Annotated in this window: 23 protein-coding genes; 15 read left to right on the top strand and 8 right to left on the bottom strand. The window is 70.3% G+C overall.

What is annotated here, in order from left to right:
• Positions 1 to 2 precede the first annotated feature (2 nt).
• Genes AB0K34_RS17825 through AB0K34_RS17810 form a run of 4 tightly spaced genes read left to right on the top strand, consistent with a single transcriptional unit; the run spans position 3 to position 3,130 of the window.
• Positions 3 to 644, top strand: coding sequence for a bifunctional 4-hydroxy-2-oxoglutarate aldolase/2-dehydro-3-deoxy-phosphogluconate aldolase (locus AB0K34_RS17825; RefSeq protein WP_364549725.1), 642 nt, complete (start codon positions 3 to 5; stop codon positions 642 to 644).
• Entirely contained in the window at positions 641 to 1,591 is a 951-nt protein-coding gene (locus AB0K34_RS17820; RefSeq protein WP_138632088.1) for a sugar kinase, read from the top strand. Before AB0K34_RS17825 ends, AB0K34_RS17820 begins: the two co-directional genes overlap by 4 nt.
• A 10-nt stretch (positions 1,592 to 1,601) precedes the next feature.
• Complete coding sequence (locus AB0K34_RS17815; RefSeq protein WP_176198003.1) at positions 1,602 to 1,985, top strand: Rid family detoxifying hydrolase; 384 nt, start codon at positions 1,602 to 1,604, stop codon at positions 1,983 to 1,985.
• Entirely contained in the window at positions 1,985 to 3,130 is a 1,146-nt protein-coding gene (locus AB0K34_RS17810; protein ID WP_364549722.1) for a hypothetical protein, read from the top strand. The genes AB0K34_RS17815 and AB0K34_RS17810 overlap by 1 nt, the downstream gene beginning before the upstream one ends.
• A gap of 194 nt (positions 3,131 to 3,324) precedes the next feature.
• Here AB0K34_RS17810 and AB0K34_RS17805 read toward each other — a convergent pair whose 3' ends face one another.
• On the bottom strand, positions 3,325 to 3,744 hold the full coding sequence (locus tag AB0K34_RS17805) for an SHOCT domain-containing protein (RefSeq protein WP_138632200.1): 420 nt from the start codon (positions 3,742 to 3,744) through the stop codon (positions 3,325 to 3,327).
• A 279-nt stretch (positions 3,745 to 4,023) separates the two neighbouring features.
• Between AB0K34_RS17805 and AB0K34_RS17800 the strand changes: the two genes are divergently transcribed.
• Entirely contained in the window at positions 4,024 to 5,424 is a 1,401-nt protein-coding gene (locus AB0K34_RS17800; protein WP_364549720.1) for a DUF2252 domain-containing protein, read from the top strand.
• 87 nt (positions 5,425 to 5,511) lie between these two features.
• Positions 5,512 to 7,122, top strand: a complete 1,611-nt coding sequence (locus AB0K34_RS17795; RefSeq protein ID WP_364549718.1) for an MFS transporter — start codon at positions 5,512 to 5,514, stop codon at positions 7,120 to 7,122.
• Between the two features lie 9 nt (positions 7,123 to 7,131).
• Here AB0K34_RS17795 and AB0K34_RS17790 read toward each other — a convergent pair whose 3' ends face one another.
• Together AB0K34_RS17790 and AB0K34_RS17785 are read right to left on the bottom strand one after the other, a co-directional pair.
• Positions 7,132 to 7,671: a hypothetical protein gene (locus AB0K34_RS17790; protein ID WP_138632103.1), complete on the bottom strand. Its 540-nt coding sequence runs from the start codon at positions 7,669 to 7,671 to the stop codon at positions 7,132 to 7,134.
• A gap of 46 nt (positions 7,672 to 7,717) precedes the next feature.
• The gene (locus AB0K34_RS17785) at positions 7,718 to 8,170 is read right to left on the bottom strand and encodes a hypothetical protein (protein ID WP_171068769.1); all 453 of its coding nucleotides are present in this window, start codon (positions 8,168 to 8,170) and stop codon (positions 7,718 to 7,720) included.
• Positions 8,171 to 8,390: 220 nt separating this feature from the next.
• Here AB0K34_RS17785 and AB0K34_RS17780 point away from each other — a divergent pair, with 220 nt between their 5' ends.
• Together AB0K34_RS17780 and AB0K34_RS17775 are read left to right on the top strand one after the other, a co-directional pair.
• Positions 8,391 to 8,564, top strand: a complete 174-nt coding sequence (locus AB0K34_RS17780; RefSeq protein WP_171068770.1) for a hypothetical protein — start codon at positions 8,391 to 8,393, stop codon at positions 8,562 to 8,564.
• A 47-nt stretch (positions 8,565 to 8,611) separates the two neighbouring features.
• Positions 8,612 to 8,869, top strand: a complete 258-nt coding sequence (locus AB0K34_RS17775; protein ID WP_138632106.1) for a hypothetical protein — start codon at positions 8,612 to 8,614, stop codon at positions 8,867 to 8,869.
• A gap of 71 nt (positions 8,870 to 8,940) precedes the next feature.
• Here AB0K34_RS17775 and AB0K34_RS17770 read toward each other — a convergent pair whose 3' ends face one another.
• Positions 8,941 to 11,595 carry a LuxR C-terminal-related transcriptional regulator gene (locus tag AB0K34_RS17770; protein ID WP_364549715.1) on the bottom strand — a complete coding sequence of 885 codons (2,655 nt, stop codon included), beginning with the start codon at positions 11,593 to 11,595 and terminating at the stop codon, positions 8,941 to 8,943.
• A 446-nt stretch (positions 11,596 to 12,041) separates the two neighbouring features.
• Here AB0K34_RS17770 and AB0K34_RS17765 point away from each other — a divergent pair, with 446 nt between their 5' ends.
• Entirely contained in the window at positions 12,042 to 12,776 is a 735-nt protein-coding gene (locus AB0K34_RS17765; RefSeq protein ID WP_364549713.1) for a hypothetical protein, read from the top strand.
• Here the strand turns inward: AB0K34_RS17765 and AB0K34_RS17760 are convergent.
• The 3 genes from AB0K34_RS17760 to AB0K34_RS17750 all read right to left on the bottom strand — a co-directional run bounded on the left by AB0K34_RS17760 (position 12,736) and on the right by AB0K34_RS17750 (position 15,313).
• Positions 12,736 to 13,923: a DUF4241 domain-containing protein gene (locus tag AB0K34_RS17760; protein ID WP_364549711.1), complete on the bottom strand. Its 1,188-nt coding sequence runs from the start codon at positions 13,921 to 13,923 to the stop codon at positions 12,736 to 12,738. The two genes, AB0K34_RS17765 and AB0K34_RS17760, sit on opposite strands and share 41 nt — an antisense overlap.
• A gap of 516 nt (positions 13,924 to 14,439) precedes the next feature.
• Entirely contained in the window at positions 14,440 to 14,661 is a 222-nt protein-coding gene (locus AB0K34_RS17755; RefSeq protein ID WP_364549709.1) for a hypothetical protein, read from the bottom strand.
• 25 nt (positions 14,662 to 14,686) lie between these two features.
• A complete protein-coding gene (locus tag AB0K34_RS17750) occupies positions 14,687 to 15,313 on the bottom strand; it encodes a dihydrofolate reductase family protein (protein WP_138632124.1) in 627 nt (208 codons plus the stop codon).
• A 104-nt stretch (positions 15,314 to 15,417) separates the two neighbouring features.
• Between AB0K34_RS17750 and AB0K34_RS17745 the strand changes: the two genes are divergently transcribed.
• Together AB0K34_RS17745 and AB0K34_RS17740 are read left to right on the top strand one after the other, a co-directional pair.
• On the top strand, positions 15,418 to 15,987 hold the full coding sequence (locus AB0K34_RS17745) for a TetR/AcrR family transcriptional regulator (RefSeq protein ID WP_138632127.1): 570 nt from the start codon (positions 15,418 to 15,420) through the stop codon (positions 15,985 to 15,987).
• A 68-nt stretch (positions 15,988 to 16,055) separates the two neighbouring features.
• Positions 16,056 to 16,226, top strand: coding sequence for an SDR family oxidoreductase (locus AB0K34_RS17740; RefSeq protein WP_240807028.1), 171 nt, complete (start codon positions 16,056 to 16,058; stop codon positions 16,224 to 16,226).
• 507 nt (positions 16,227 to 16,733) lie between these two features.
• Here AB0K34_RS17740 and AB0K34_RS17735 read toward each other — a convergent pair.
• Entirely contained in the window at positions 16,734 to 17,339 is a 606-nt protein-coding gene (locus AB0K34_RS17735; protein WP_138632131.1) for a dihydrofolate reductase family protein, read from the bottom strand.
• A 506-nt stretch (positions 17,340 to 17,845) separates the two neighbouring features.
• Between AB0K34_RS17735 and AB0K34_RS17730 the strand changes: the two genes are divergently transcribed.
• The 4 genes from AB0K34_RS17730 (at position 17,846) to AB0K34_RS17715 (ending at position 22,786) form a co-directional block, all read left to right on the top strand.
• The gene (locus AB0K34_RS17730) at positions 17,846 to 18,400 is read left to right on the top strand and encodes a histidine phosphatase family protein (protein ID WP_171068771.1); all 555 of its coding nucleotides are present in this window, start codon (positions 17,846 to 17,848) and stop codon (positions 18,398 to 18,400) included.
• Positions 18,401 to 19,233: 833 nt separating this feature from the next.
• Entirely contained in the window at positions 19,234 to 20,001 is a 768-nt protein-coding gene (locus AB0K34_RS17725; RefSeq protein WP_138632137.1) for a hypothetical protein, read from the top strand.
• Positions 20,002 to 20,346: 345 nt separating this feature from the next.
• Positions 20,347 to 21,903, top strand: coding sequence for a serine/threonine-protein kinase (locus tag AB0K34_RS17720; RefSeq protein WP_171068772.1), 1,557 nt, complete (start codon positions 20,347 to 20,349; stop codon positions 21,901 to 21,903).
• 595 nt (positions 21,904 to 22,498) lie between these two features.
• Positions 22,499 to 22,786, top strand: a complete 288-nt coding sequence (locus AB0K34_RS17715) for a hypothetical protein (protein ID WP_301174650.1) — start codon at positions 22,499 to 22,501, stop codon at positions 22,784 to 22,786.
• Positions 22,787 to 22,794 lie beyond the last annotated feature (8 nt).

Here is a 22,794-nt window from a genome sequence, read left to right as displayed (position 1 = left end):
CCATGATGCCCCGCATGGCGCCGGGCGCCGCGCTGACGGCGACCGGAGTGGTCGCGGTCGTCCGCGGCACCCGCGCCGACCGCGTCGCCGACGTCCTGGACGTCCTGGCCGCCGCCGGCGTCCGCTGCCTGGAGGTCACCCTGAACACCCCGGGCGCGCTGGACGCCCTGGGCGCGGCGCGCGACCGGCTGCCCGGGGACGCCGACCTCGGCGCCGGCACGGTCCGGACCGCGGCGGAGGCGAAGGCCGCCGTCGCCGCGGGCGCGTCCTTCCTGGTCGCCCCCGACACGAACGCCGAGGTCGCCGCCCTGGCCCGCGACGCGGGCATCGGCTACTACCCGGGCGCGCTCACGCCGACCGAGGTCGCCCGCGCCTGGGACCTCGGCGCGACCGCCGTCAAGATCTTCCCGGCGAGCACGTTCGGCCCGCGGTACCTGCGCGCCCTGGCGGAACCGTTCCGCGACGTCCTCCTGCTGCCGACGGGCGGCATCGGCCCGGACGACGCCGCCGACTACATCGCGGCGGGCGCCGTGGCCGTCGGCGCGGGCGGTTCGCTGATCTGCGACGCCCTCGACGGCGGCTCCCTCGACGCCCTGGCCTCCCGCGCGCGCCGCCTCCTCGCGACGGTGGAGGCCGCCCGATGAGCGTCGATCTCGTCACGTTCGGCGAGACCATGGCGCGGCTGGACAACCCGGTCGTCGGGCCGATGCGGCACGCCCGCTCGCTCGACCTCGGCATCGGCGGCGCCGAGTCGAACACGGCGATCGGCCTCGCCCGCCTCGGCGGCACCGCCGCCTGGTTCGGCCGCGTCGGCGACGACGAGTTCGGCCGCCTCATCACCACGGCGCTCGCCGGGGAGGGCGTCCGGCTCGGGCACACGGTGGTGGACGAGTCCGCGCCGACCGCGCTGCTGTTCAAGGAGCGCCGGTCGGGGACGCTGACCCGCGTCCAGTACTACCGGACGGGCAGCGCCGGGTCGCGGCTGAGCCCCGCCGACGTCCCGCACGACCTGATCCGCTCCGCCCGCGTCCTGCACGTCACCGGCATCACCGCCGCGATCAGCGACACCGCCCGCCGGGCCGTGGACGACGCCGTCGAGACGGCCCGGGCCGCGGGCGTGCCGGTCTCGCTCGACCTCAACTACCGGTCGGCGCTCTGGACGCCGGCCGAGGCCGGTGAATGCCTGCACGACCTGGTCAAACGCGCCGACCTGGTGTTCGCGACCGAGCAGGAGGCGCGGCTGGTCGTCCCCGGCGACGACCCGGCCGGGCTCGCCGCGGCGCTGGCCGCGCTCGGGCCGCGCGACGTCCTGGTGAAGCGGGGCGCCGCCGGGGTGGTCGCGTACTGCGCGGGGACCCTGCACGTCCAGCCCGCGCACAAGGTGCCCGTCGTGGACCCGGTCGGCGCGGGCGACGCCTTCGCCGCCGGCTACCTGGCGGAGTTCGCCCGCGGCCTGCCGGTCGCCGCGCGCCTGGCCACCGCCACGGCGGCGGGCGCGTACGCGGTGACCGTCCGCGGCGACTGGGAGGGCCTGCCCAGCCGCGCCGACCTGGACTTCCTGAAGACCACCGAAGACAACGTCAGCCGATGAGGAGACAGATATGAGCAAGCGCGAACTCCGCAGCGCGGACTCCGCCCCGCCCGCCGGCACCTACTCGCAGGGCCTCGTGGTCGGCGATTTCGTGTACACCTCGGGGATGGGGCCGCTCGACCCGAAGACCGGCGAGGTCGTCGGCACGGACGTCGCCACGCAGACCCGGCAGGTCCTCGCCAACCTGGCCGCGATCCTGCGCGAGCACGGGCTGGGCCTGGACGACGTGGTGAAGTCGACCGTCCACCTGCAGGACCTCCACCGCGACTTCGCCGCCTATGACGAGGTGTACCGGGAGCACTTCACGCAGCCCTACCCGGTGCGCACGACCGTGGGTTCGACCCTGATGAACATCCTGGTCGAGATCGATTTCGTCGCCTACAAGAAGAGCTGATGGACTCGTCCCTCTATGTGATGGTGGAGGATCTGCGCGGCGCGGACGCCGCGCGGATCCTCTCCCACAACGTCTCGTCCATCACCGTCGGGGCCGCCTACCACCGCGCCAGGGACGTGACCCCGCACGGCGCCAGCCGTGTCACCTTTCGCCATGACGGAATCCACTTCCCTCCCGGCGACCTCTTCGACGGGCTTCGCCTCCAGCCACCGGTACAGAAGGACGCCGCACTCGACCCCATACGGACCCTTCGGGAGGAGACCCACCGGCTCGGTGCCGCGCTGCACGGCTGGGGTGTCTTCCTGCACAACACCACCCTTGGTCTGGCCTTTCCGGACGTCACCCATCAGAACTGCTTCGGCGACCGTGCCGCACCCGCCGACCTGTGCCCGTCCAACCCGGACGTCCGCGCGTACGCCGTCGCCCTCGGACGAGCCATCGCCCGCCAAGGCGTCGACACGGTCGTCGCAGAATCCCTGCATTTCGGGACGTTCGGCCACGGCTACCACCACGAACGCTCTTTCGTGGACCTGGGCCCGGCCGCCGAGTTCGCCCTTGGCCTGTGCTTCTGCCCCTCCTGCGTCGCCCGCATCCCGCACGCCGCCGAGGCCCGCGCGGAAGCCGCCCGCCTGACGACCACCGTTCTGGACGGCGGCCCGCCCGCGAGCGACGTCCCGGACGTCCTCACCGCCTACGCCCAGGCCCGCGCGCCGATCGTCACGTCCCTGGCGGCCGAGGTGGCAGAAGCCGTGTCGACGGAGGGATCTCAGCTGACGTTCATCGACCTCACGGGTGCCGTCCTGGGCTACGCCGACGGCCGTCCCACCGGCCCCCCGGCCGCCGCCTCCGCCTGGCGGATCGGCGTGGACCCGAGATCGTTGGCGTCGGCCGTCCCGTCCTACGCGATCCTCTGCTACGCCCGCGAAACGGTTCGCGTGGCCGAGGACGTGGCCGCCTACCGCGAGGCCCTCGGCCCCGAACCGGCGCTTCGGACCGTCCTGCGCCCCGGCCATCCGGACACGGCGTCGGCCGACCACCTGGCGGCGAAGGTCACCGCGGCCCGGGCATCCGGCGCGGACTCCGTCGACTACTACGCCTACGGCCTGGCCCCGCTCCCGACCCTGGCCCGCATTCCTCGCACCTAAGGCATCATGGACGCCATGCACGCCCGGATCACGGTCCTGACATACGAGAACGTTCCTGGCAGCCTGCCGCCCGTACTGGCCCTCCGCGGTTGACTGCGTGAGCGCGGCATCGACCGCCTCGGCCTGCACCCCGACCAGCCGACCTCGAAGATCGTCGGCCGGCAGAGACGCCCAACGTAACCTCCGCAGCCCGGTCAGGTGAGGACTCTGGTCTTGGCCTGCTGGTACTCCACTTCGCTGATGTCACCGTGCTTCCTGAGCTCGGCGAGCTTGACCAACTCGTCGGTGCTCGTTGGCTCGGGAGTGCCGGCGGTCTCGCGGACGTAAGCGCGGAACTGCTCATCGCGCTTCTGGATCGCTCGCAGGTCGCGTTCCCCCATGCCCCGGCCGCGTGCGATCAGGTACACGAAGGCGCCGAGGAACGGCAGCACGATCACGAAGATCGACCATCCGGCCTTGCCCCAGCCGCTCAACCGGTCGTCGCGGAAGATGTCGGCGATGATCCTGAAGATCAGCATCAAGAACAGCACCCACAGGAAGAACCAGAGCATGGTCCAGAAGACGTTCAGCAGGGGATAGTCCGTTGCGGCGATGGAGCCGGCGAGCTCGTTCATGGTGATCCTCCAGTCGTGCGCCTCCGCATCTGATGCGGCCATGCTCCTCACGCCCCTCATCTCGCCGCATCACCCGCAGCGGGTGGCTTTCGCAAGAGCAGCGCACTATCGCTCCGCGCGACTCGACGGTAGGCCGGCGCCACTGCGGGAAGGCCGTCCCCGAGGGGGACTCGGTTACGGCTCCTGTCGGCGGACGGGCTCACCCCATGCGGGTGAAGCGGCCCGTCTGCGACATCGCCGAGGATGCCGTTCGTGCTTCTGACGAGAGGGGTTCCGCCCATGACCACCATCGGTGCCGCCGTCCGGACTCCGGCGGAGCGGGCGGCCCACGGGAAGCGGGCGCGCGCCGAGGTGCCCCGTTCGAGCCATGGGCGGTTCGAGCACGGCGAACGACCCGATCCGGTCGGCATCTTGGAGTCGCAGTCCGCGGCGAGGGTCCCGGAACTGGTGCCGCTCCGCTACGGCCGCATGCTGGAGTCGCCGTTCCGCTTCTACCGGGGCGCCGCGGCGATCATGGCCTCGGACCTCGGCGCCGCGCCCCACACGGGCATCACGGTGCAGCTGTGCGGTGACGCCCACATGCTGAACTTCCGGCTGCTCGCCTCCCCCGAGCGGCACCTGATCTTCGACATCAACGACTTCGACGAGACGCTCCCCGGCCCGTGGGAGTGGGACGTCAAGCGGCTCGCCGCGAGCCTGGCCATCGCCGGCCGCGCCAACGGGTTCTCCGCCCGGCGGCGCGCCGCCGCCGTGCGGGCGTGCGTGCGGAGCTACCGGGAGCGGATGCGCGAGTTCGCCCGCATGCGCATCCTCGACATCTGGTACGCGCAGGACAGCGCCGACGATCTGGACTCGATCCGGGCGGACCGGCTGAGCGGCGGCGCCCGCCGGCGGTTCTCCGCGGCGGCCGACCGGGCCCGCACGCGGACGAACCTGCAGGCCGTCGCGAAACTGACCCGATTGGAAGGGGGCGTGCGGCGGATCGTCCCCGACCCGCCGCTCGTCACTCCGGTCCGGGACCTGCTTCCCGGGGAAGAGGGCGCCGGGACGGCGGAGATGCTGGGCCGGCTGATCGAGGACTACGGCCGCAGTCTCTCCGCCGAGCGGCGGGTCCTGCTCGGGCGCTACCGCGTGGCCGACATGGCGCGCAAGGTCGTCGGGGTCGGCAGCGTGGGCACCCGCTGCTGGATCGTCCTCATGCTGGGGCGGGACGACGACGATCCGCTGCTGCTCCAGGCCAAGGAGGCCGGCGCGTCGGTCCTGGCCCCGTACACCGGCCCGGCCGGCTACGCCGACCAGGGCGAGCGCGTCGTCGCCGGGCAGCGGCTGATGCAGGCCGCGAGCGACATCTTCCTCGGCTGGGAGACCGCCCGGGGGATCGACGGCCGGCGCCGCGACTTCTACGTCCGCCAACTGCGCGACTGGAAGGGCATCGCCCGGCCGGAGACCATGACGCCCGGCGTCATGACGGCCTTCGGCCGGATCTGCGGCGCCTCGCTGGCCCGCGCGCACGCCCGTTCCGGGGACCCGATCGCCATCGGGGCCTACCTCGGCCACGGCGACGTCTTCGACCGGGCGCTCGCCGTGTTCGCCGAGGCCTACGCCGACCAGAACGAACGCGACCGCGAGGCCCTCGCCGAGGCAGCGCGCGCCGGACGGGTCCCCGCGGAAGCCGCATGACAGGCCACCCGCGCGAAGCACCCGGGGTGTAACGCGGGCAGGCGGAGTACGGGCGGCGACGCGGACACGGCGTATCGGAGGCACGCGATGGGACGATGGGGGCCGCTGCTCGCACTGGCGACCGCGCAGTTCGTCATGGTCCTCGACCAGTCGGTCATGAACGTCTCGATCAGCACACTGGTGGACGACTTCGACACGACGGTCCCCGCGATCCAGGCGGTCATCACCCTGTACTGCCTGGTGATGGCGATGTTCATGCTGACCGGCGCCAAGATCGGCGACATCATCGGCCGGCGCCGCGCCTTCGTCACCGGGCTGGTCGTCTACGCCTGCGGATCGGCGCTGACCGCGGCCGCCCCGACCCTGGCCGTGCTCGCGCTCGGCTGGTCGATACTGGAGGGCATCGGCGCCGCGTTGGTCCTGCCCGCACTGGTCGCCCTGGTCGCCGACAACTTCACGGGACGCGAGCGCGCGGCCGCCTACGCCGTGATCGGCGGGGTCGCGGGCGCCGGGATCGCGGTCGGGCCGATTCTCGGCGGCTGGGCGACGACCGAGCTAACCTGGCGGGTGATCTTCGTCGGCGAGGTGGTGCTGGTCCTGCTCATCCTGCCGGCGGCGCGCCTGCTGGCGGAGTCCGCCCGCGGCCGCCCGGCTCCCCGCCTCGACCTCGCCGGCACCGCGCTGTCGGCCTGCGGAGTCGGGACGATCGTGCTCGGCACCCTGCAGTCCAGCACCTGGGGCTGGGTCCGGCCGAAGGACGCCCCGGTCGAGCCGTTCGGCCTGTCGCCGACGCTGTTCGTCATCGCGCTCGGCGGGACGCTGCTCTGGGCCTTCACGGCCTGGCAGCGGCACCGCGAGCACGCGGCCGGCGATCCCCTGCTGCACCTCGACCTGCTGACGTCGCCGCCGCTCCGGGCCGGGCTGATCGGCCTGTTCACCCAGAACCTCATCCTCATGGGCGTCTTCTTCGTCATGCCGCTGTACCTGCAGCTCGTCCTCGGCCTCGACGCGCTGGAGACAGGCGTCAGGATGCTGCCCGTCTCCGTCATGATGTTCGCCGCCTCCGCGGCCGGATCCCGGCTGTCGTCGCGGCTGTCGGTGCGGGCGATCGTCCGGACCGGCCTGGTGCTCACCGGCGGAGCGGTCCTGGCACTGATGGCGACCGTGCGGCCGGACCTGGCGGGCCTCGCCTTCGCGCTCTCGATGGGGGCGCTCGGCACCGGCATGGGACTCATGGTCTCCCAGCTCGGGAACCTGGTGCAGTCCTCCGTCGGCGCGTCCGGCCGGGCGGAGGCGGGCGGCCTGCAGTACACCGGCCAGCAGCTCGGCTCCTCGCTCGGCATCGCGCTCATCGGAGCGATCGTCCTCGCCGGCCTGACCGGCGCGTTCGTGTCGAAGGTCGGCCAGGACGAGCGCATCAGCGCGCAGGTCGCCGAGCAGGTCGGCGTGGCCGCCGGCGGCGGCGTCGACTTCGTCGCCACCGGCCAGATCCGGGCGGCCGCGCGGAAGGCGGGCCTCGACGGCGCCACCGCCGAGGCCCTCGTCGACAACTACGGGAAGGCGCAGATCCTGTCGCTGAAGGCGGGGCTGCTGGCCACCGCGCTGCTCGTCCTGGGTTCGCTGGCGTTCACCCGCGACCTCCCGCGCACGCCGACCGCGCCCGGTAACGGACCCGCCGGCCGCAGCCGGCGGCGATGACCGGCGCCGTCAGTGAGTGAGCACCACCTTCAGCGCGACGATGAGCAGGCCGAGAACCAGGTTGACCATCCCCGACACGACGATCAGCCGGACGCCGGCATCGGCCCGCCGCCACGCGGCCACGGTCCATCCGACCTGCCCTCCGAGGGCCGTGAACAGCGCCGTCCAGGCGGCCGCACCGTCGGACAGGCCGGCGGCCCAACAGGCGAAGGCCGCCGCCGCGGGCGGTACGGCCGCCTGAGCCAGCGGCCACTCGCGCCGGCCGACCGACCGGATCTCCGGCCAGTTCACCCGCAGGCCGTGCTGCCGGTCACCGGCGAGGCTCGCGTACACGTGCGCCAGCCAGAAGACCAGCCCGGTCGCGAGCAGCAGCGCGATGAGCGTCGGGGCGGACGCCGGCTCCTGCCGGGGGCTCGCCCCCACGACCACCGACGCGGCCAGCAGCGACCCGTACACGGCCCCCGCGTAGTCCGCGCGCTCCCTCTCGTCGAGCCCGGCCGTCCTTCGCCGCTCGTCAACCCGCCGCCCGTCCACTGGGCGCCGCCGCATCAGGCCGGTTCCGCGCGCTGCTCGGCGGACGGTGTTCCGCTGAGCGTCACCGTCGCGGGTAGCCCGCATGTTCGGCGGCGCGCCGGCCGTACACGCACAGCGCCCAGATCACGGTGACGTCCAAGGCGATCATGACCACCGACCACACCGGGTAGTAGGGCAGGAACAGGAACTGGGAGATCGCGTTGACCACGGCGAAGGCGACTCCGATCGCCCGGGCCCACGCGTGGCCGGTGAAGACGAACACCCCGGCGACGGCGACGAGGATGCCGAGCCCCAGATGCGTCCACCCCCACGCGGACACGTCGAAGTCGTACACGTAGCGGGGCGTGACGACATAGAACTGGTCCCGCAGGATCGCGGCCAGCCCTTGCAGGGCCTGGAACGACCCGATCAGCACCATCATCACGCCGGCGAAGACCGCGAAGCCGGTCGCCCAGCCGCCGGCGGGCTCGGTGTCCGCACCGGGGCCCGGCCGGGTGGAAATCCGCTGTGACATGTGAACCTCCTCATTCCATCGATCACTCGCAGAATCACCCGGCGGCGGTGCTGTGGGCTCACCCTCGGCGGGTGAACTGGAAACGCCTCAATCACCCGCCGCGGAGGATGCGACCCGATCTGCGGAAACGGTGTCATTCCGGTACCGGCCCCAGCCAGGACGGACGAGCCGTCCAGGGGCCGGAGTCCAGACGTCGTACGAGAGCGTGGGAGGAGCGACGATGTCGACGACATCCCCGAGGACGGGAGGAACCGTCCCTGATCGCAGGCAGGGCACGATGCTCGTCGCCCTGACCTGGCTGTTCGGCCTCTGGTTGATCACCTGGGGGATCATCAGCGTCCTCGTCACCCTGTGGATCCGGCACGCCGGCCGGCAGGCCGCGTCCGCACGGTGATGCCGCGATCCCGCGATCCCGCGACCGGCGGGCCGAGAGGAGGCGATGTGCCGGCATGGGGCCACGGCGCACCGCATGCGACGTGGGACTACGAGATAAGGATCAAGGGGCGGGTCGGTGAATCGCTCCGGCTCGCCTTCGAGGAGCTCAGCGTCACGCTCAACCCCGGCGAGACGGTGCTGCGCGGCCGGGGACTGGACCAGGCGGCCCTGTACGGGATCCTGGACCGGGTCCAGGCGCTGGGGTTCGAGCTGGTCGCGGTCCGCCGGCTCCCGGTCCGCCGGCTCCCGCCCACTCCGCCCTGACTCGCGGGCTCAGGGACGTCCGCGCGCTTCAGGACGGGCACGTTTCAGGACGGGCCTGCCTCAGGGCGGGGTCACAGCAGCCGGTACCGGCGTGCGCGGCGGACCGCCTCGCCCCGGCGGGTCACCGCGAGCTTGCGGTAGATGTTCCTCAGATGGGTCTTCACGGTGTTGACCGAGAGGTACATCTCGGTGGCTATCTCTTCCGTCGTCAGCATCTTGGAGAGCAGGGTCAGCACCTCCAGTTCCCGCCTGCTCAGCGACCCCACGACGGCGGGGGCGGCGGCTTCTCGGCTGTCAGGGAGCACTCCCATGCCGAGTTGTCCGAGGAACCGCCGGTGCGGCTGGAAAAGCTCCGGATCCCGGTGCAGCACGGGGAGCAGCCAGCCGCGCGCCCTGGCGAACGGCAGCCCGATCTTCTCGCGTTCGCCCAGGCGCAGCGCGCGCTCCAACGCGCGGCGGCCCCGGGATCGGTCCTCCTCCCGGTAGGCCAGGCAGGCGTCCAGCAGCCACGCGTCCACCCGGACGGCGGCCGGTGCGGACGGCTCCATCAGCACGGGACGGACCGCCCGGGACGCCGCCGCCGGGTGCCGCTCATGCAGATGGACGCGGGCGAGCGCGACCGCGCCCTCGGCACCGCCGGCGTCGCGGGCGGCATCCCTCGCCTCCGCCGGCGCGTCGCCCGCGAGGTGCGCCTCGGCCTCGGCCAGCCGCACCCGGCGCCGGAACCACGGCATGCCGGCGGCGTCCCCGCCGATGGCGTCCAGCACGGCCAGCGCCCGGTCGGGCCGACCGGCGGCCACCTCCAGGCGCGCGGTGAGGAGGTCATGCAGGGCGGAGAGGAGTGCGTCGGGAGAGTCGGCGTTCGCCGCCCGGCCCTTGTCCAGTTCGTCCCGCGCCTCGTCCAGGCGGGCCTCCTCCAGTGCCACCCAAGCGCACGCCAGATGAACCGCCGCGACCCGCCGCCCGGCGGGTCCGGTGGAGATCTCGGGCAGCTGCGCCGCCGCCGACATCAGCCGGGCCGCCCGGCGGAAGCCGCCCTGGAGCGCCCCCGCCAGCGCGAGCCCGCCCAGGCACCGGCGATGCTGGAGGTCGCCGCCGGCCTCGGCGGCGGGCAGGGCGCGCTCGAACTCCTCCTCGGCCCGCCGGAGCCGCCCGGCGCGCAGTTCCAGGAGGCCATGCGCGTAGCCGACCAGTGCGTCCAGTTCCGGCTGGTCGTGCTGCGACCCGTACGGGAGGGCGTCCAGCGACCGGTCCAGGTCGTGGACGAGGTCGCGAAGGTCCGCCTGCCGCTCCGGGCAGGCGGCGACGAGCCTGATCACTCCCGCCGCCAGCCGCGCCGGGATCGCCTGGTCGTCGGGCAGTTCCGCCAGAAGGCGCTCCGCCCGGGTCAGGTGCGCCGCGCGGCCCGCGTCGTCCCCCTGGTCCAGCGAAACCGCGGCTGCCACGAGGTGCGGCTCGGGTCCGGCGGCTCCGGCGAGGGCACGGTCCGGGAGATCACCGAAGAGCGGGAGGACCGCCCGGCCGTCCGACAGGCCCAGCACACGGCCGATCGCCAGACCGTCGACGATGAGCCGGGAGGCGTAGGCCGGGTCTCCGGCCAGCACCGCGTGCCGAGCGGCCTCCTCGAGCGACCCGGCGCGGCTGAACCATTCCGCCGCACGCCGATGCAGCATGGCCTCATCCGCCGGATGCTCTTGGCGCAGCGTCAGGTTCAGGGCCGCACCGAGCACCGAGTGGAAGCGGTACCACCCATGGGCCACCGGCAGGACGAAGGCGTTCTCGCGCACCAGATTCGCGAACAGTTCACCCGTGTCCGGTCCGGCGAGCTCTGCCGCCAGTTCCGCGTCGAAGCTCTCCACGACGCTGAGCCTGAGCAGCAGCCGGCGGACCGCGGGGGGCTGCACGTTCAACACCTCCGCGACGAGGTAGTCGACGACGGCGTGGTCGTCCCCGGCGAACGCGGCGGCGAAGCCGTCGGGATCCGGATGACCCTCCATCGTCATGGCGGCCAGCCGCAGACCGGCCGCCCACCCTTCGGTCCGCTCGCGCAGGGCGCTGACCGAGGCCGGAGTCGCCGGCACCCCGTGGTGGGCGAGCAGTGTGCGGGTCTCGCCCTCGTCGAAGGCCAGATCCGCGCTCCGGATCTCGACGAGTTCACCGGTCAGCCGGTAGCGGTGCAGGGGAAGGGGCGGGTCGGTCCGGGAGATCAGCACCAGCCGCAGCACCGGACCGGCCCCTTTGAGGACGCGCGCCACGTCGCGAGGAAGATCGGAGCCGGCCGGCGGATGGAAATCGTCCAGCACGAGGACGACTGGGGCCGCACGGCCGGACAAGGCGAAGATGAGCCGCGCGCAGAAGATGTCGTGCCCGCGCTCCGAGGGCCGGGGGACATCGGCCACTCCCGCCTGCTCCAGCGCCGCGGCCACGAGACTCCAGAACGCGGCCGGACGGTGGTCCGCCTCGTCCAGGGAGACCCAGGCGACCGGCCCGGGCCGGCGCCCCGTGGTCGCCCAGGAGGCCACCACGACCGATTTGCCCGCGCCGGGAGGTCCCGTCACGACCGTGAGCGGGCCGCGTGTGCCCTTCTCGAGCCGCTCCATCAGACGTTGCCGGGTGATGAACCAGCTGCGGCGGCCGGGCACCCGAACCTTCGCCGCCGAGATCGGCGACGGTGCCCTGGGACGCTCGCGATCCGAAGCAGGATCTTGCGGCAAGGCTTCGTTCATGATGCCTCCTCCCCCACGTGCAAGAGGCCCCACAAGAGAACGGAAAAGCAACAAAGTCGCACATAACGGTACCTAGCGGAATCTTTGCGCTTATCTACGGCAAACCAATATGTATGGAAAGGGACCGGGGGCACCGTCGCGGCTCCCTCGGCGACGTCCCACCCCTTTGGCCACGGTCACCGGATGCCCCCGGCCCTCCTCCCGTCGCCGTGGCGGCACGATGACATCCACATCGCGGCCCGATCCGGTACCTGTCCGGCATCCTGGCCGTCGCCGCACCCATCGCCGCCGCGTCGTACTACATCGCGCTGGGTCTGCTGTGGGCCGTCCTCCTCTCCGCCGCCTTCTCGGCCCTCACCGTGCTGACCGGACGGGCCGCGCTCTCAGCCGGCGGCCCGGTGACCGTCCCCGCACCCGTACCGCCTCCGCGGCACCCGGTGGTCTTCATGAATCCACGATCCGGCGGCGGCAAGGTCGAACGGTTCCACCTGGCCGAGAAGGCACGAGAACTGGGCACCGACGCCGTGGCCGCCGTCGCCGCCCGGCACGATATGCCGTTGGTCGTCCCGGCCGGAACCCGCAACCACTTCGCCCTCGACCTCGGCCGCATCGCGGGCCGCGCCTTCGTGAACAACGCCTCCTTCGGCGCCTACGCGGCGATCGTGCAGAGCCCGGCGTACCGCGACGGCAAGGTCCGCACCAGCCTCCGACTACTCCCCGAACTGCTGACCCACCACCAGGGGCCGCGCCTGAGCGTCCGCGCCGGCAACGTGCTCATCGAAGCTCCGCAGGCCGTCCTCGTCAGCAACAACACCTACCAGGGCGGCGACCCTACGGGATTCGGACGCCGCGAGCGGCTGGACGCGGGCGTCCTCGGCGTCCTGGCCGTCACCGTGGACAGCGCGGCGCAGGCCGCCGGTCTGCTCCGCGGCCGACGCGGCCGCGGCCTTTCCATGCTGACGGCGAGCGAAGTCGTCATCGACTCCGAGAGCGGCGAGATACCGGTCGGTGTCGACGGTGAAGCGCTCACCCTGCCGACACCCGTCATCTGTGGAATACAACCGGGCGGGCTCCGCGTCCGGGTGCCGTGCGACCACCGCAGGACACCACCCCACCTTCCCGCCCGGCGGCTATTTGAATTTACTCACCCTCGGCGGCGGGATAGAGTCGAAAGTCGATGACGACGCAACTCGTTTGCCCGTCTTCGGTGCGGCCAATCCAGACAGGGTAGTATCCGTCGCCCCAGCCGGCGCGGAAGGCGATAAGGTTCGGCTCGGACTCTGGGCCGGCCAACTCCACCGTGAAACGGCTGTCGAGGAGGACGATCAGGTCGTCCTCGAGCTTCTCTCTGCTTACCGGCCGAGTCGCATCGAGGAAGGCGACTGTGCCGGTATCCACACCTACCCCGTAAAACTGACCCTCGCCGAGCAGTCCCAGGTCCTCTTCGGGCCGGATGACCATTTCCCACTCGCTGGGCGGGGCGTCCAGAAGGGTCACTTTGGCCGCGGCGACACGCACCTCGTTCGTCGTGCGCATCAGCGACACCGTGACCGGGAACTCGCCCGGTGGCACAGTGATGCGCCGCGCCGTTTCGTCGATCAAGCCAGGGTCCGAGACGATCAGCTGCCCGGACGGGACCCGCAGCAGTCCAGCATCGGTGAGCTCGACAACGGCCGGACCATCCGGAGTGTCGCGTGTGCCCGGAGTGAACAGCTGCTCGATTCCGGTCGCGCGCAGCGGTCCCTGCTCATCCTCCATCGAGACCTCGTTCAGGACCACCGTCGTGGCGGGCTCGTGGCCCTGCTGGGTGAGGAACCGTACGAAGACCTGCCAGTCGCCGAATTCCGGTGCGGGGAGGAGGAAGTCTTGGATGGGAGCCGAGAATCGGCGCACCGTGACGTTTTCCGGCTCGGCGACCGAGGATTGCTCCGACCTGCTGAACTCGGACCTGATCTCGACCTCGCCGTTGGCCGATACGGTCGTGGTTTCCTGGACATCCCACTTACCGGACAAGTACTGCCGCTCGCTGGAGAACTGCCAGCGCGTGTTCCGGTGGGCCCACAACACCTTCTTGCCGCGGTCGCACTTGAGGTCGATCATCTGTGTGCGATACGACCTGTCGTCGAACAGATACACACGCCACATTCGGTTCGGCCAGTATTCGAGCAGCGCCAGCGGCCGCTCCCGCGCGGCCAGCAAGACCGCATAGTCCTCCTCAGCAGCATGTCTACGCGCAGCAACCGCACGCGACATCGGATCAGGGTGAGTCATGGCATGCCCGGAACCCCACATCTCGCCATACGACACATCAAGACTGTCCAGAATCACAGCCCCACATCTCCCTCATCGCCAGCAACTGCCCCGAACCGCACTGCGCACCCACCGATGGTGATGCGGTCTGTCGGGTTGGGACGGACCGGGGTGCCGATTCCGCGCCCCCGGGGCCTCCGCGCCACGCTCACTCGCGCCAAGCAAGGAAACCTGGCGGAACACTAGCGCCCCCGGCCGACATCCCGGATCGAACGGATTCGGCGCCCGTGCCGTCGGGCCGGCGCGTCCCCGGCGCGCTGGCGGGCCACTCCCTGCCAGCGTTCACCATCGACCGGGCCGCTCGGAGATCCCCTGTTCCTGGCTCTGCGGGCCCGCTGACTACACCGCGCACACCGGACATCCGTTGCAGGACGTCTCCAGGCTTCGAGCTGCGCTCACTGCAGGAGGAGCAGCGGGGCCAGTCCGTCAGATCAACGCATCGGCTCAAGGTCGGTCTCAAGCCCACTCACACCGCCACCGGTGGCCCGACAAAGGCCGTCGACCGCACTGATCCCCACCAGTCTCGCTAACTGGTCACGCTGATCCACGCTGATGCCAGGTCTCAATGCGGCCCCGCCGGATGTTCTGGAACTTCTTCGACCGGCCCAGCGTGCCCCCGCCGATGACGATCGGACCGCTGCCGGCGGGGACGAAGAAGTTGGCCGGGTTGTTCTGCACCCGTCCGGCGGACGAGCCGATGGCCAGGCGCCCGATGGGTCGGGCGGCCTGCTGGTCGAACTCTGCCGGAGCGGGCATCGAACTGTCCTGCGGGGAGGTGGCCTCACCTGCCGGTGTCGGAGGCAGTTTCGCCGGGCTCAGCGGGTCGGTCGTAGGTGAGGAACGCGGCGCCGCTGCCGAGCACGGTGTGGTCGGTCAGTTCCCACTTGCGCGGATCGAAGGCGGCCGTGCGCGAGAAGAGCGGGATGCCTGTGCCGATGGTCAGCGGGCCCACCTTGAGGATGAGCCGGTCGATCTCGCCGTACAGGGCGCCGGCGAGTTCGCCACCGCCGACCAGCCAGATGTCCTTGCCGTCCTGACGCTTGAGCTCCCGGACCTTCTCTGCGGGGTCGGTGGCGACGATCTCGACGGCGGGGTCGGGGCTCTCGGCGAGGGTCCGGGAGAAGACCAGGTGTCGCAGGTGCGGATACGCGTCGGCGATCCCGGCCTTCAACCCGATCTCGTAGCTGTGGCGCCCTTCCAGGACGGTGTCGAAGCAGGTGCCCTCGGCGGTGACCGAGAGCGCGGACCGCGCCGGTCCGGGGAGAGTCTCGGGGTAGTTGGCCACGAGGTGCTCGATGTAGTCGGCGGGGATGGGCCAGAAGCCGTCCGGACCGGTGGGGTCGGCGCCGTCCGGTCCGGCGATGAAGCCGTCGAGGGTGGTGGCGATGTAGTAGACGAGCTTTCGCATGGAGACGCCCTTCTGATCACTGCAGTCGTAGTACTGTGGTTGAAGTGCTTTGAACCTTAGTACTGCACTTGCAGTGGTGTCAATCGTCCTTCGTGGAGGCCCCCATGCGGCAGAACCCGACCCGGCGCACCGCGCTCCTCGACGCCGCCATCGACGTCCTGGCCCGGGAAGGCTCGCGCGGTCTGACGCTGCGCGCGATCGACAAGCAGGCGGGCGTGCCCACCGGCACCGCCTCCAACTACTTCGCCAACCGGGACGAGCTGCTCGCCCAGGTGATGCGCCGCACCCGCGAGCGCCTCACCCCCGATCCCGAGGCGCTAGCCGAGACCATGAAGCAGGCACCGTCGCACGAGTTGGTCACCGAGTTGATGCGCCAGTTGCTGGCCCGAATGCGCAACGACCGCGCCGGCAACCTCGCCATGCTGGAGCTGCGCCTGGAGGCCACCCGCCGCGCCGGCCTGAACGCCGAGCTCAGCGGGTTCCTCACCGAGGAGCATCGGGAGATCATCGACTACCACGTGAACGCGGGCCTGCCAGGCGACCGCACCGGCGTCGCCCTGCTCTACTTCGCCATGTCCGGGCTGATCGCGGACGACCTAACCGCCCCCGCCCTCCTGGAGCCCTACTCGACCGACGACCTCATCGAGCAAATGGTGGACCGCCTCCTCCCCTGACCACCGTTCCGCTGGCGGACGTCCTCCCAGGCGGCTGGCGCTCGGCATTTTGCATCTGGGCCGACGCCATGATCGCTGGCGGAGAACTCGATCGCGGCCAAGCCGAGGCAGGCCAGGCCATCGACCGGCTCGGAACCGCTGAGGAGATCGCCCAGGCCGTACTGTGGCTGTGCAGCCCCGGCGCCGGCTACGTCACCGGCGTCGCACTCCCGGTCGACGGCGACTTCACCGCCCAATGACCCCGAGGAGCCGCGCTGGCACCGCCTTCAGAGGGTTCGGAACAGACGCTTAGCTTGATGTTCAACCCGTGGTCAGTGGGTCGGAGTCGTTACATCGTTGCCCTGCGCTGCAGTTCCGCCGGGCACAGCCGTAGCAGGCCGGTCAGGTCGACGTCCTGGTAACGGTAGGGAACCGCGGTCGTCCCTGCCTTTGGACGCCGAGGCTTGGAGAGACGCGAGCTGCTTCACCACGTGCAGATCGGCGTCTGAGAGCCCGGCGGCGTGCTGGTCCATCAGCTGTTCAAGTGCCTGGATCGCCTGCCGGCGCTCGCGGTCTCGATCACGCCAAGGAAAACGTCGGCGATCAACCTGGCCACCTCGGCCACCGCGCCCACGCCGAGCGCGGCGACCGTGTGCCCACTCCTCGGCGCCTGGACCGGGCGTCCTGACGTCGGTCGTTCGCCCCCTATTAAGGTCTTGTTCCGCGCCCGCCGGCGCGGGTCTGGCGGCCGTCCGGAACGGCGGACGTCACCCAGGGACGCCGAGCGGCGGGTGCTCGAGCACGCGGGGCTTGTACTCGACCAGCTGGATGCGGCCGTCGAAGGTGCGGTGCTCGATCATCTCAAGGGCAACGTCCGGATAGCCGTCGTAGATGCGTTCTTCGCCCGTGGCCCCGGTGATCACCGGGAACATCACGACCCGGAAGCGGTCGACGAGTCCGGCTCGTAGCAGGGACCGGCACAGGCTGAGGCTGCCGATCGTGCTGAGGAGCCCGGAGCCACTCGACTTCATGGCGCGGACCGCCTCGACGGCGTCGTCGCGGACGAGCGTGGAGTTGGCCCACGTCAGTGGGTCCTCGAGTGAGGAGGAGAACACCACCTTGGTGGCTTGCGTGAGCTCGTCGACGGACGCCTCTTCCTCGGGCCTGAACTCGTCTTGGCCGCTGGGGACCTCACCTGCGGCGAAGCCCGACATCAGGCGGTAGGTGTTCGCTCCCATCAGGTAGGTGGCCTCGGGCTGCTCGCCGAGCCATGCGAGATACTCCGGGCCCTCGAGGCCCCAGAACCCGGGCCATCCTTCTCCCGACGCGTAGCCGTCGAGGGAGGTGATGAAGTCGAGGAGAAGCTCCGACATGGCGGTGTCCTTTCCTAGGTGTCACGAGCTTGGACCAGCCGGGAGCCACAAACTCATCGGCCGCGCTGTGGAGATCCCGCACGGATTGGTGGATCGTGGTGACCGTCAAGCTCTCTTGGAGCGGCCCGCGCACCAGTGAACGTAGATCTCGACGATGTCGGCGACGGTGAACGTTCTCCTTGCCGGCCGGTGCGTCTGTTGCCCCCTCGGCTCACAGGTCAAAGGACCGCGATGACTCCAAGAGGCCCCGGACCCTCAACCAAGGTCATCCTCGGCGTCCCATGATCAACCAGGGCGTTCAGTTCCGTAAGGCAAGCCAACGTGCGAGACCGGGACCAAGCGGTTGCGGCGGAACCGGCCGACCTCACCTTCATTGTCCGACCAGCGGTAAAAGGCATCCATGCCGCATTCTTTGAACTGCACATATTCCCTCAAGGACGTCCCGCTTGCTCTCCGGCGGGAAATTGGATATCGACTCTGGGATTGGCGCGGTATTCTGGGGCGCTGTGACGATCTTCTATGTGGTGCAGCATGGCGAGAAGGAGCGGCTGCCTGGCGACCCGGGATTGACCGATCTCGGCCGCTGGCAGGCTGACCGTACGGCCATGTGGCTGCGCCAAGCAGAGGTCATGTCGGTGTTCAGCAGTCCGATGCGGCGGGCTCGCGAGACTGCCGATTTGATCGCCTCGGTGATCAACACCCCGGTCCGCGAGGACACGCGGTTGCGAGAACGGATGAACTGGGACGGCTCTCAGCCGTTCGATGAGTTCCTGACTGAGTGGGCGGCCTCAGTCCGTGATCGCGATTTCGTGCCTCAGGCCGGCGACTCCTCGCGCCAGGCCGGTGAACGGTTTCGCTCCTTCCTCCGGGACGTCGCGACGGGGCCCGAGGTGATCGTGGTCTGCACTCATGGCGGTGTGACGGTGGACTTGCTACGGACTCTGGTCGGTGACCAGGAATTGGATCCGCGGTTGCTCGCTGAGGGCATCCCGTCATGTGCGATCACGACTCTTCAAGATCAGACGGTCCTGGATATTGCTTCGGTGAACCATCTGGAGTAAGAACGCGGCGGGTTACTTCTTCCCACTGGCCATGAAGGGCAGCCCGAGGTCAACTGGTGCGGCGCGTGAGAGCCGGTTCATCCGGGCGAGTTCGTCTTCGGCCCCGGCGAGGCCGACCTTGAGTCCCTCGGCCTCGCCGAACCAGCCCTCGCGTTGGGCTTCGGCGATCCGGTCGATGGGGTCGGTCGACCCGGTCGGCGGGCTGCCGCTGCTCCTCGTCGGCGCTGTCCTCCATCAGCGGTGACCTGGGCAACGCGCTCGGGGTCGCCACCCTCGGCAGCCTCGGCACCGCCGTCTACCGCGACACCATCACGCCCCCGCCGGAATCCCCGCCGACGCCACCGAGACCGCCGCCGCGAGTATGAAGGACGCCCTTACCACCCCGCCCAGGAACTGCCCGCCAGCCCCGCGAAGGCCCTGACAACCGCCGCCGAAGCCACCTACACCAACGGGCTCAACGCGATCGGCCTCACCCGTGCCCTCATCACCGCGATCAGCGCGATCAGCGCGATCAGCGCGGTCATCTCACTCAGCATGCTGCGCGGGCACCGCTGCGGCATCCCGGCCAGTGATACCTCACCGCAGCGGGACGACCAGCGGAAAGGCCACACCGAGGCGGCAGCCAAAGCACTGTCGACGCCCGACTGAACGGTCGAGATCGGCGACGTCGCACGCCGGCTGCCTGCACCCACCGCGCCCGGCCAATCGGTGCGCGATGTCCGGGTGTCCGTTGTCCGTTTCGCAGGACGGTGACGCCGACGCTCGTTCGGGGTTGTGGGGGCGGTCGGCGGGCGGGAGGATCCTGCCCTGTGACCGCGAGGAGAAGGGCAGCGGTGGGAAACATCGGATGGCTTGGCCAGACGGTCCTGATCGGCGCGGGCACCGTGGCCGCGGCCGGGGCCGTGACGGCACTGTTGCTGCTTTCGACTGATTCGTCCGGGCCGACGGAGGCGGCGGCCGAGCGCCTGGCGGGGGCGCAGGTGTTGCCCAGCAACAGCCCTGCACAGCTTGCCCTGGTTCGCGCTTGTATGGTCGGCGATCCTCTCGTCATGGCGCCGGTCCAGGGCGATCCGATGAACCCTCAGCGGCTGACCGGGTCGGGGACGGCCGTGTCCGACTTCCGGGTTCTGGCCGAGTCCGTTCGCGACGCCCGTGGACGGACGGTCTTGCTCGGCAGCGGGACGGCGTACCGGCTGTGCATGCTCGATCGATCCGGCAAGCCGACCCCGAATGACCGGGCTCCCAATCAGTCCGCCCGCGTCTGGGGTGTTCCTTTGACAATCGTCCCCGACCACGTGATCTATGACGACACAGGCGGCGGTGATCTGCGCTTCGACGATCCCGCCTCCAGAAAGGGCTGGGAACTGCATGTCGCCGGACGGGTCATGCCGGGTGGCACGCGCATCACCTTCACGGGCCCGGACGGCAACTCAGTGCAGGCCCCGGTGACCGATCGCTTCTTCGTCCTCAGGAGAAGCGGCGGCGGCGCGAACGGTCCCACGCCCGGTGGTGGAATGGTTTCTGTGACCGTCAAGCTCTACAACGGTGACCAGGTTGTGAAGGAGTACTCCACGCAGATCGACGCGGCCATCATGGGGTAGCCCGGCCGGCGCAGAACGTCCGGCGGCACCTGTCAGGGGCACGCCGACCGTGCACCGGCGGGGCATCGCGGCAAATCCCTCGGGCTGCCGGTCACCGCCGCCTCGCTTCAGGATGCGGCCGGCGAGGCACCGGCCCGCTGGCTGTCGGCCACGGGATTGCGGCGGGTTTCTGTGCGCTCGACCGGGCGCGATCCGAACCGGTCGCGTGAATCGTGCCTGGCACACCGCAATGGTGATTCGGCCCGTTCTCCACTGGACCCGAGGTGCATGCGTTGGAGATCATTCAGGCGTGCGGGCGGGATGGGAGCGGGGATGCAGGGGCGGACCTTGGCAGGGCGCTATCGCTTGGAGACGCCGCTGGGCCGTGGCGGTATGGGCGAGGTCTGGAGAGCAGCCGATCTGCGCCTGAAACGCACCGTGGCGGTCAAGATCTTGTCGCTGGACGGGATGCCCGGGCAGGCCGTGGCGCGTTTCCGCCGCGAGGCCGAGATCGCCGGCGGCCTGCAGCATCCGGGTATAGCCGTGGTGTTCGACACCGGCATCGACAACGACGTGCTGTATCTGGTGATGGAACTGCTGGACGGCACCGATCTGGCCGAGGTGATCAGGCGCCATTCCCACGGTCTGCCGGCCGTGCGGGCGGTCACGCTGCTGGCGCAGATCGCCGACGCGCTGGCCGAGGCCCACGCCAAGGGCATCGTCCATCGCGACATCAAACCCGCCAACGTGATGCTGCTCAAGGACGACCGCGTCAAGCTCCTGGACTTCGGCATCGCCCGTTACACCGAGCAGACCACCGACCTGACCGGCAGCGCCCTGATCGGCACCCCCGCGTTCATGGCACCCGAGCAGTTCGACCGCAACGAGGGCGTCGACCACCGCACCGACCTGTACGCACTGGGTGCCCTGGCCTACGAACTCCTCACCGGCAAGCGGCCGTTCACCGCCGACACCGTCCGTCGGCTCCTTCATGACGTCCTGTTCACTCCGGCCCCGGCGGTCCGCGACACGCACCCGCACGTCCCCCCGGCCTTGAACGATCTGATCGCCGAACTGCTGGCCAAAGACCCGGACGCCCGGCCCGAAAACGCCCAGTGCGTCGCCGCACGCCTTCGCGCCGTCGATCGTCGCCCGGCACCCGCCCCTGTGGCCGCCGGGCTGCAATCCGGCGCACCCCCGGCCGGACCGGTTGTGAAGCCCACGGTGAGGCTCCCCACCTCCGACTCACGGAGCAAACGCTCGGGCCCGCCGTGGTGGCTCGCCGCGACGCTCCTCTTGGTGCTGGCGGTAGCCCTTGGCGCGTTCTACGTCAACCCCGGCGGTCCTCTGCAGGACGGCGGCGACTTCCGCGCCAAGCCCGCCTGCGGCGAGTTGCGCCCCGCCGTCTTCTCCAACGCCGCCAGTGAGGATGAGGGCGGCATCGACTGCCACTGGTACAAGGAGCAGAAGAAAACGGGCGTCGTGGACGACGGAAGTCACAAGGAATACGAGTACAAACTCATCTGGGACCTCAGAGTCAGCATGTCACTGCACTCCCCCAAGCCGTGGGAGTGGCTGTCGGGGCCGGACGTAGCCGCGACCTACCTAAAGAAACAGAACATTCACGGCGATGCCGTCGGTGAGCCACGACTGGGGCCTGGTGCTTATTATTCCCTGGACCACAGTCCGTACGCGGACGACGGGGACTCAAATACGGACTACGAAATAACGGGCAGTCATACATTCGCATTCCGTATCAACAATCTCGTCACGGTGGTCTCCTACGTGGAGGATCGCAGCGACCTCGAAGACATGGACGAGAACAAGGTGCGGGCCACAGCACGAGAATTGGCCGTCGAGATAGCGGCGAAGATCAAGAACGAGACGGTCGGGCTCGGACTCACCCGGACCAACGGCACCTGACCCGCGGACCGGGGACGGCCGTCGGGAACGCCCGAGCCACGCCCGGACCGCCCTCACACGGCTTCTCCAGCGGCCTCCAAGGCTAAAAAGACTGCTGAAGACCCTTTTGGAGGGGCTGTCCGGCTGCGGGCCGGGGCGCCCCTCTCCACTGCAGGTCACACCGCGACTCCCGCACCGTCTCGAAATCCGATAGCCCATGCAGAGCCAGTGAGGCGATCACTGCAGGTGGCAGCAGCGGCTCCACCAGCGCCCACTCGTCGTCGGTCAGGTCCGAGGGATAACACGACGTCGGAGCCACCGCCACACTCTGCACGAACCAGCGCAGGACATTACGCAGTCACACCGACCGAGATCAACTCCTCGAACTCGCACTGGATTCGAGGCCAACGCTTATGTTCGCTGCATCAGTCCCATCCGGTCTTTTGCTGAGGTTCGACACCGGTGTCCCCTGCATAGCGGTAGCCGCGGCCCCTATCGCCAGATCCCACCATCGGGCGCCACCCTGGCAGCGTTCGCCCGGGAGCCGGCCCAGTTCCGCCAGCGGACATTGTCGCCGTCGCGCGTGATGGCGGTGCCGCCGGGATGGACGGTGGAGGTGGCGACCTCGCGGGTCTCGGCCGGGGTAGCGGACGGCTCGTTCGGTCATGGCGCCGGGCAGGTCAGCGCGGCCCCGCAGATCGGGGTGGCGGCCGCGGAGATCGGCCCGGGCGGCGAGTCGCTGGTGATCCTCAAGCACAAGGACGACGTGGAACTGGACTGCTCCGAACTTGATGAGGCGCTGCACGGCGGCGGGGGGTGGTTGCACGCTCTCGCCGGCCGTCCGGCCTTGAGGGACCGGAGTTCCCCCACCGGTGGAGTCATATGGGGAGGGCAGGGCAAGTAACGGAACGT

Origin of the sequence: Actinomadura sp. NPDC049382 (assembly GCF_040677125.1) — a bacterium.
Taxonomy (GTDB): Bacteria; Actinomycetota; Actinomycetes; order Streptosporangiales; family Streptosporangiaceae; genus Spirillospora; species Spirillospora geliboluensis.
The sequence above is the reverse complement of the archived record's forward strand: the minus strand, read 5'-3'. Positions and strand labels throughout refer to the sequence as shown.

Bases quoted from the DNA above. Each gene is read 5' to 3' on its own strand.
- AB0K34_RS17825 (WP_364549725.1), top strand. From the start codon at position 3: ATGATGCCCCGCATGGCGCCGGGCGCCGCGCTGACGGCGACCGGAGTG.
- AB0K34_RS17820 (WP_138632088.1), top strand. From the start codon at position 641: ATGAGCGTCGATCTCGTCACGTTCGGCGAGACCATGGCGCGGCTGGAC.
- AB0K34_RS17815 (WP_176198003.1), top strand. From the start codon at position 1,602: ATGAGCAAGCGCGAACTCCGCAGCGCGGACTCCGCCCCGCCCGCCGGC.
- AB0K34_RS17810 (WP_364549722.1), top strand. From the start codon at position 1,985: ATGGACTCGTCCCTCTATGTGATGGTGGAGGATCTGCGCGGCGCGGAC.
- AB0K34_RS17805 (WP_138632200.1), bottom strand. From the start codon at position 3,744: ATGAACGAGCTCGCCGGCTCCATCGCCGCAACGGACTATCCCCTGCTG.
- AB0K34_RS17800 (WP_364549720.1), top strand. From the start codon at position 4,024: ATGACCACCATCGGTGCCGCCGTCCGGACTCCGGCGGAGCGGGCGGCC.
- AB0K34_RS17795 (WP_364549718.1), top strand. From the start codon at position 5,512: ATGGGACGATGGGGGCCGCTGCTCGCACTGGCGACCGCGCAGTTCGTC.
- AB0K34_RS17790 (WP_138632103.1), bottom strand. From the start codon at position 7,671: ATGCGGCGGCGCCCAGTGGACGGGCGGCGGGTTGACGAGCGGCGAAGG.
- AB0K34_RS17785 (WP_171068769.1), bottom strand. From the start codon at position 8,170: ATGTCACAGCGGATTTCCACCCGGCCGGGCCCCGGTGCGGACACCGAG.
- AB0K34_RS17780 (WP_171068770.1), top strand. From the start codon at position 8,391: ATGTCGACGACATCCCCGAGGACGGGAGGAACCGTCCCTGATCGCAGG.
- AB0K34_RS17770 (WP_364549715.1), bottom strand. From the start codon at position 11,595: ATGAACGAAGCCTTGCCGCAAGATCCTGCTTCGGATCGCGAGCGTCCC.
- AB0K34_RS17765 (WP_364549713.1), top strand. From the start codon at position 12,042: ATGAATCCACGATCCGGCGGCGGCAAGGTCGAACGGTTCCACCTGGCC.
- AB0K34_RS17755 (WP_364549709.1), bottom strand. From the start codon at position 14,661: ATGCCCGCTCCGGCAGAGTTCGACCAGCAGGCCGCCCGACCCATCGGG.
- AB0K34_RS17750 (WP_138632124.1), bottom strand. From the start codon at position 15,313: ATGCGAAAGCTCGTCTACTACATCGCCACCACCCTCGACGGCTTCATC.
- AB0K34_RS17745 (WP_138632127.1), top strand. From the start codon at position 15,418: ATGCGGCAGAACCCGACCCGGCGCACCGCGCTCCTCGACGCCGCCATC.
- AB0K34_RS17740 (WP_240807028.1), top strand. From the start codon at position 16,056: ATGATCGCTGGCGGAGAACTCGATCGCGGCCAAGCCGAGGCAGGCCAG.
- AB0K34_RS17735 (WP_138632131.1), bottom strand. From the start codon at position 17,339: ATGTCGGAGCTTCTCCTCGACTTCATCACCTCCCTCGACGGCTACGCG.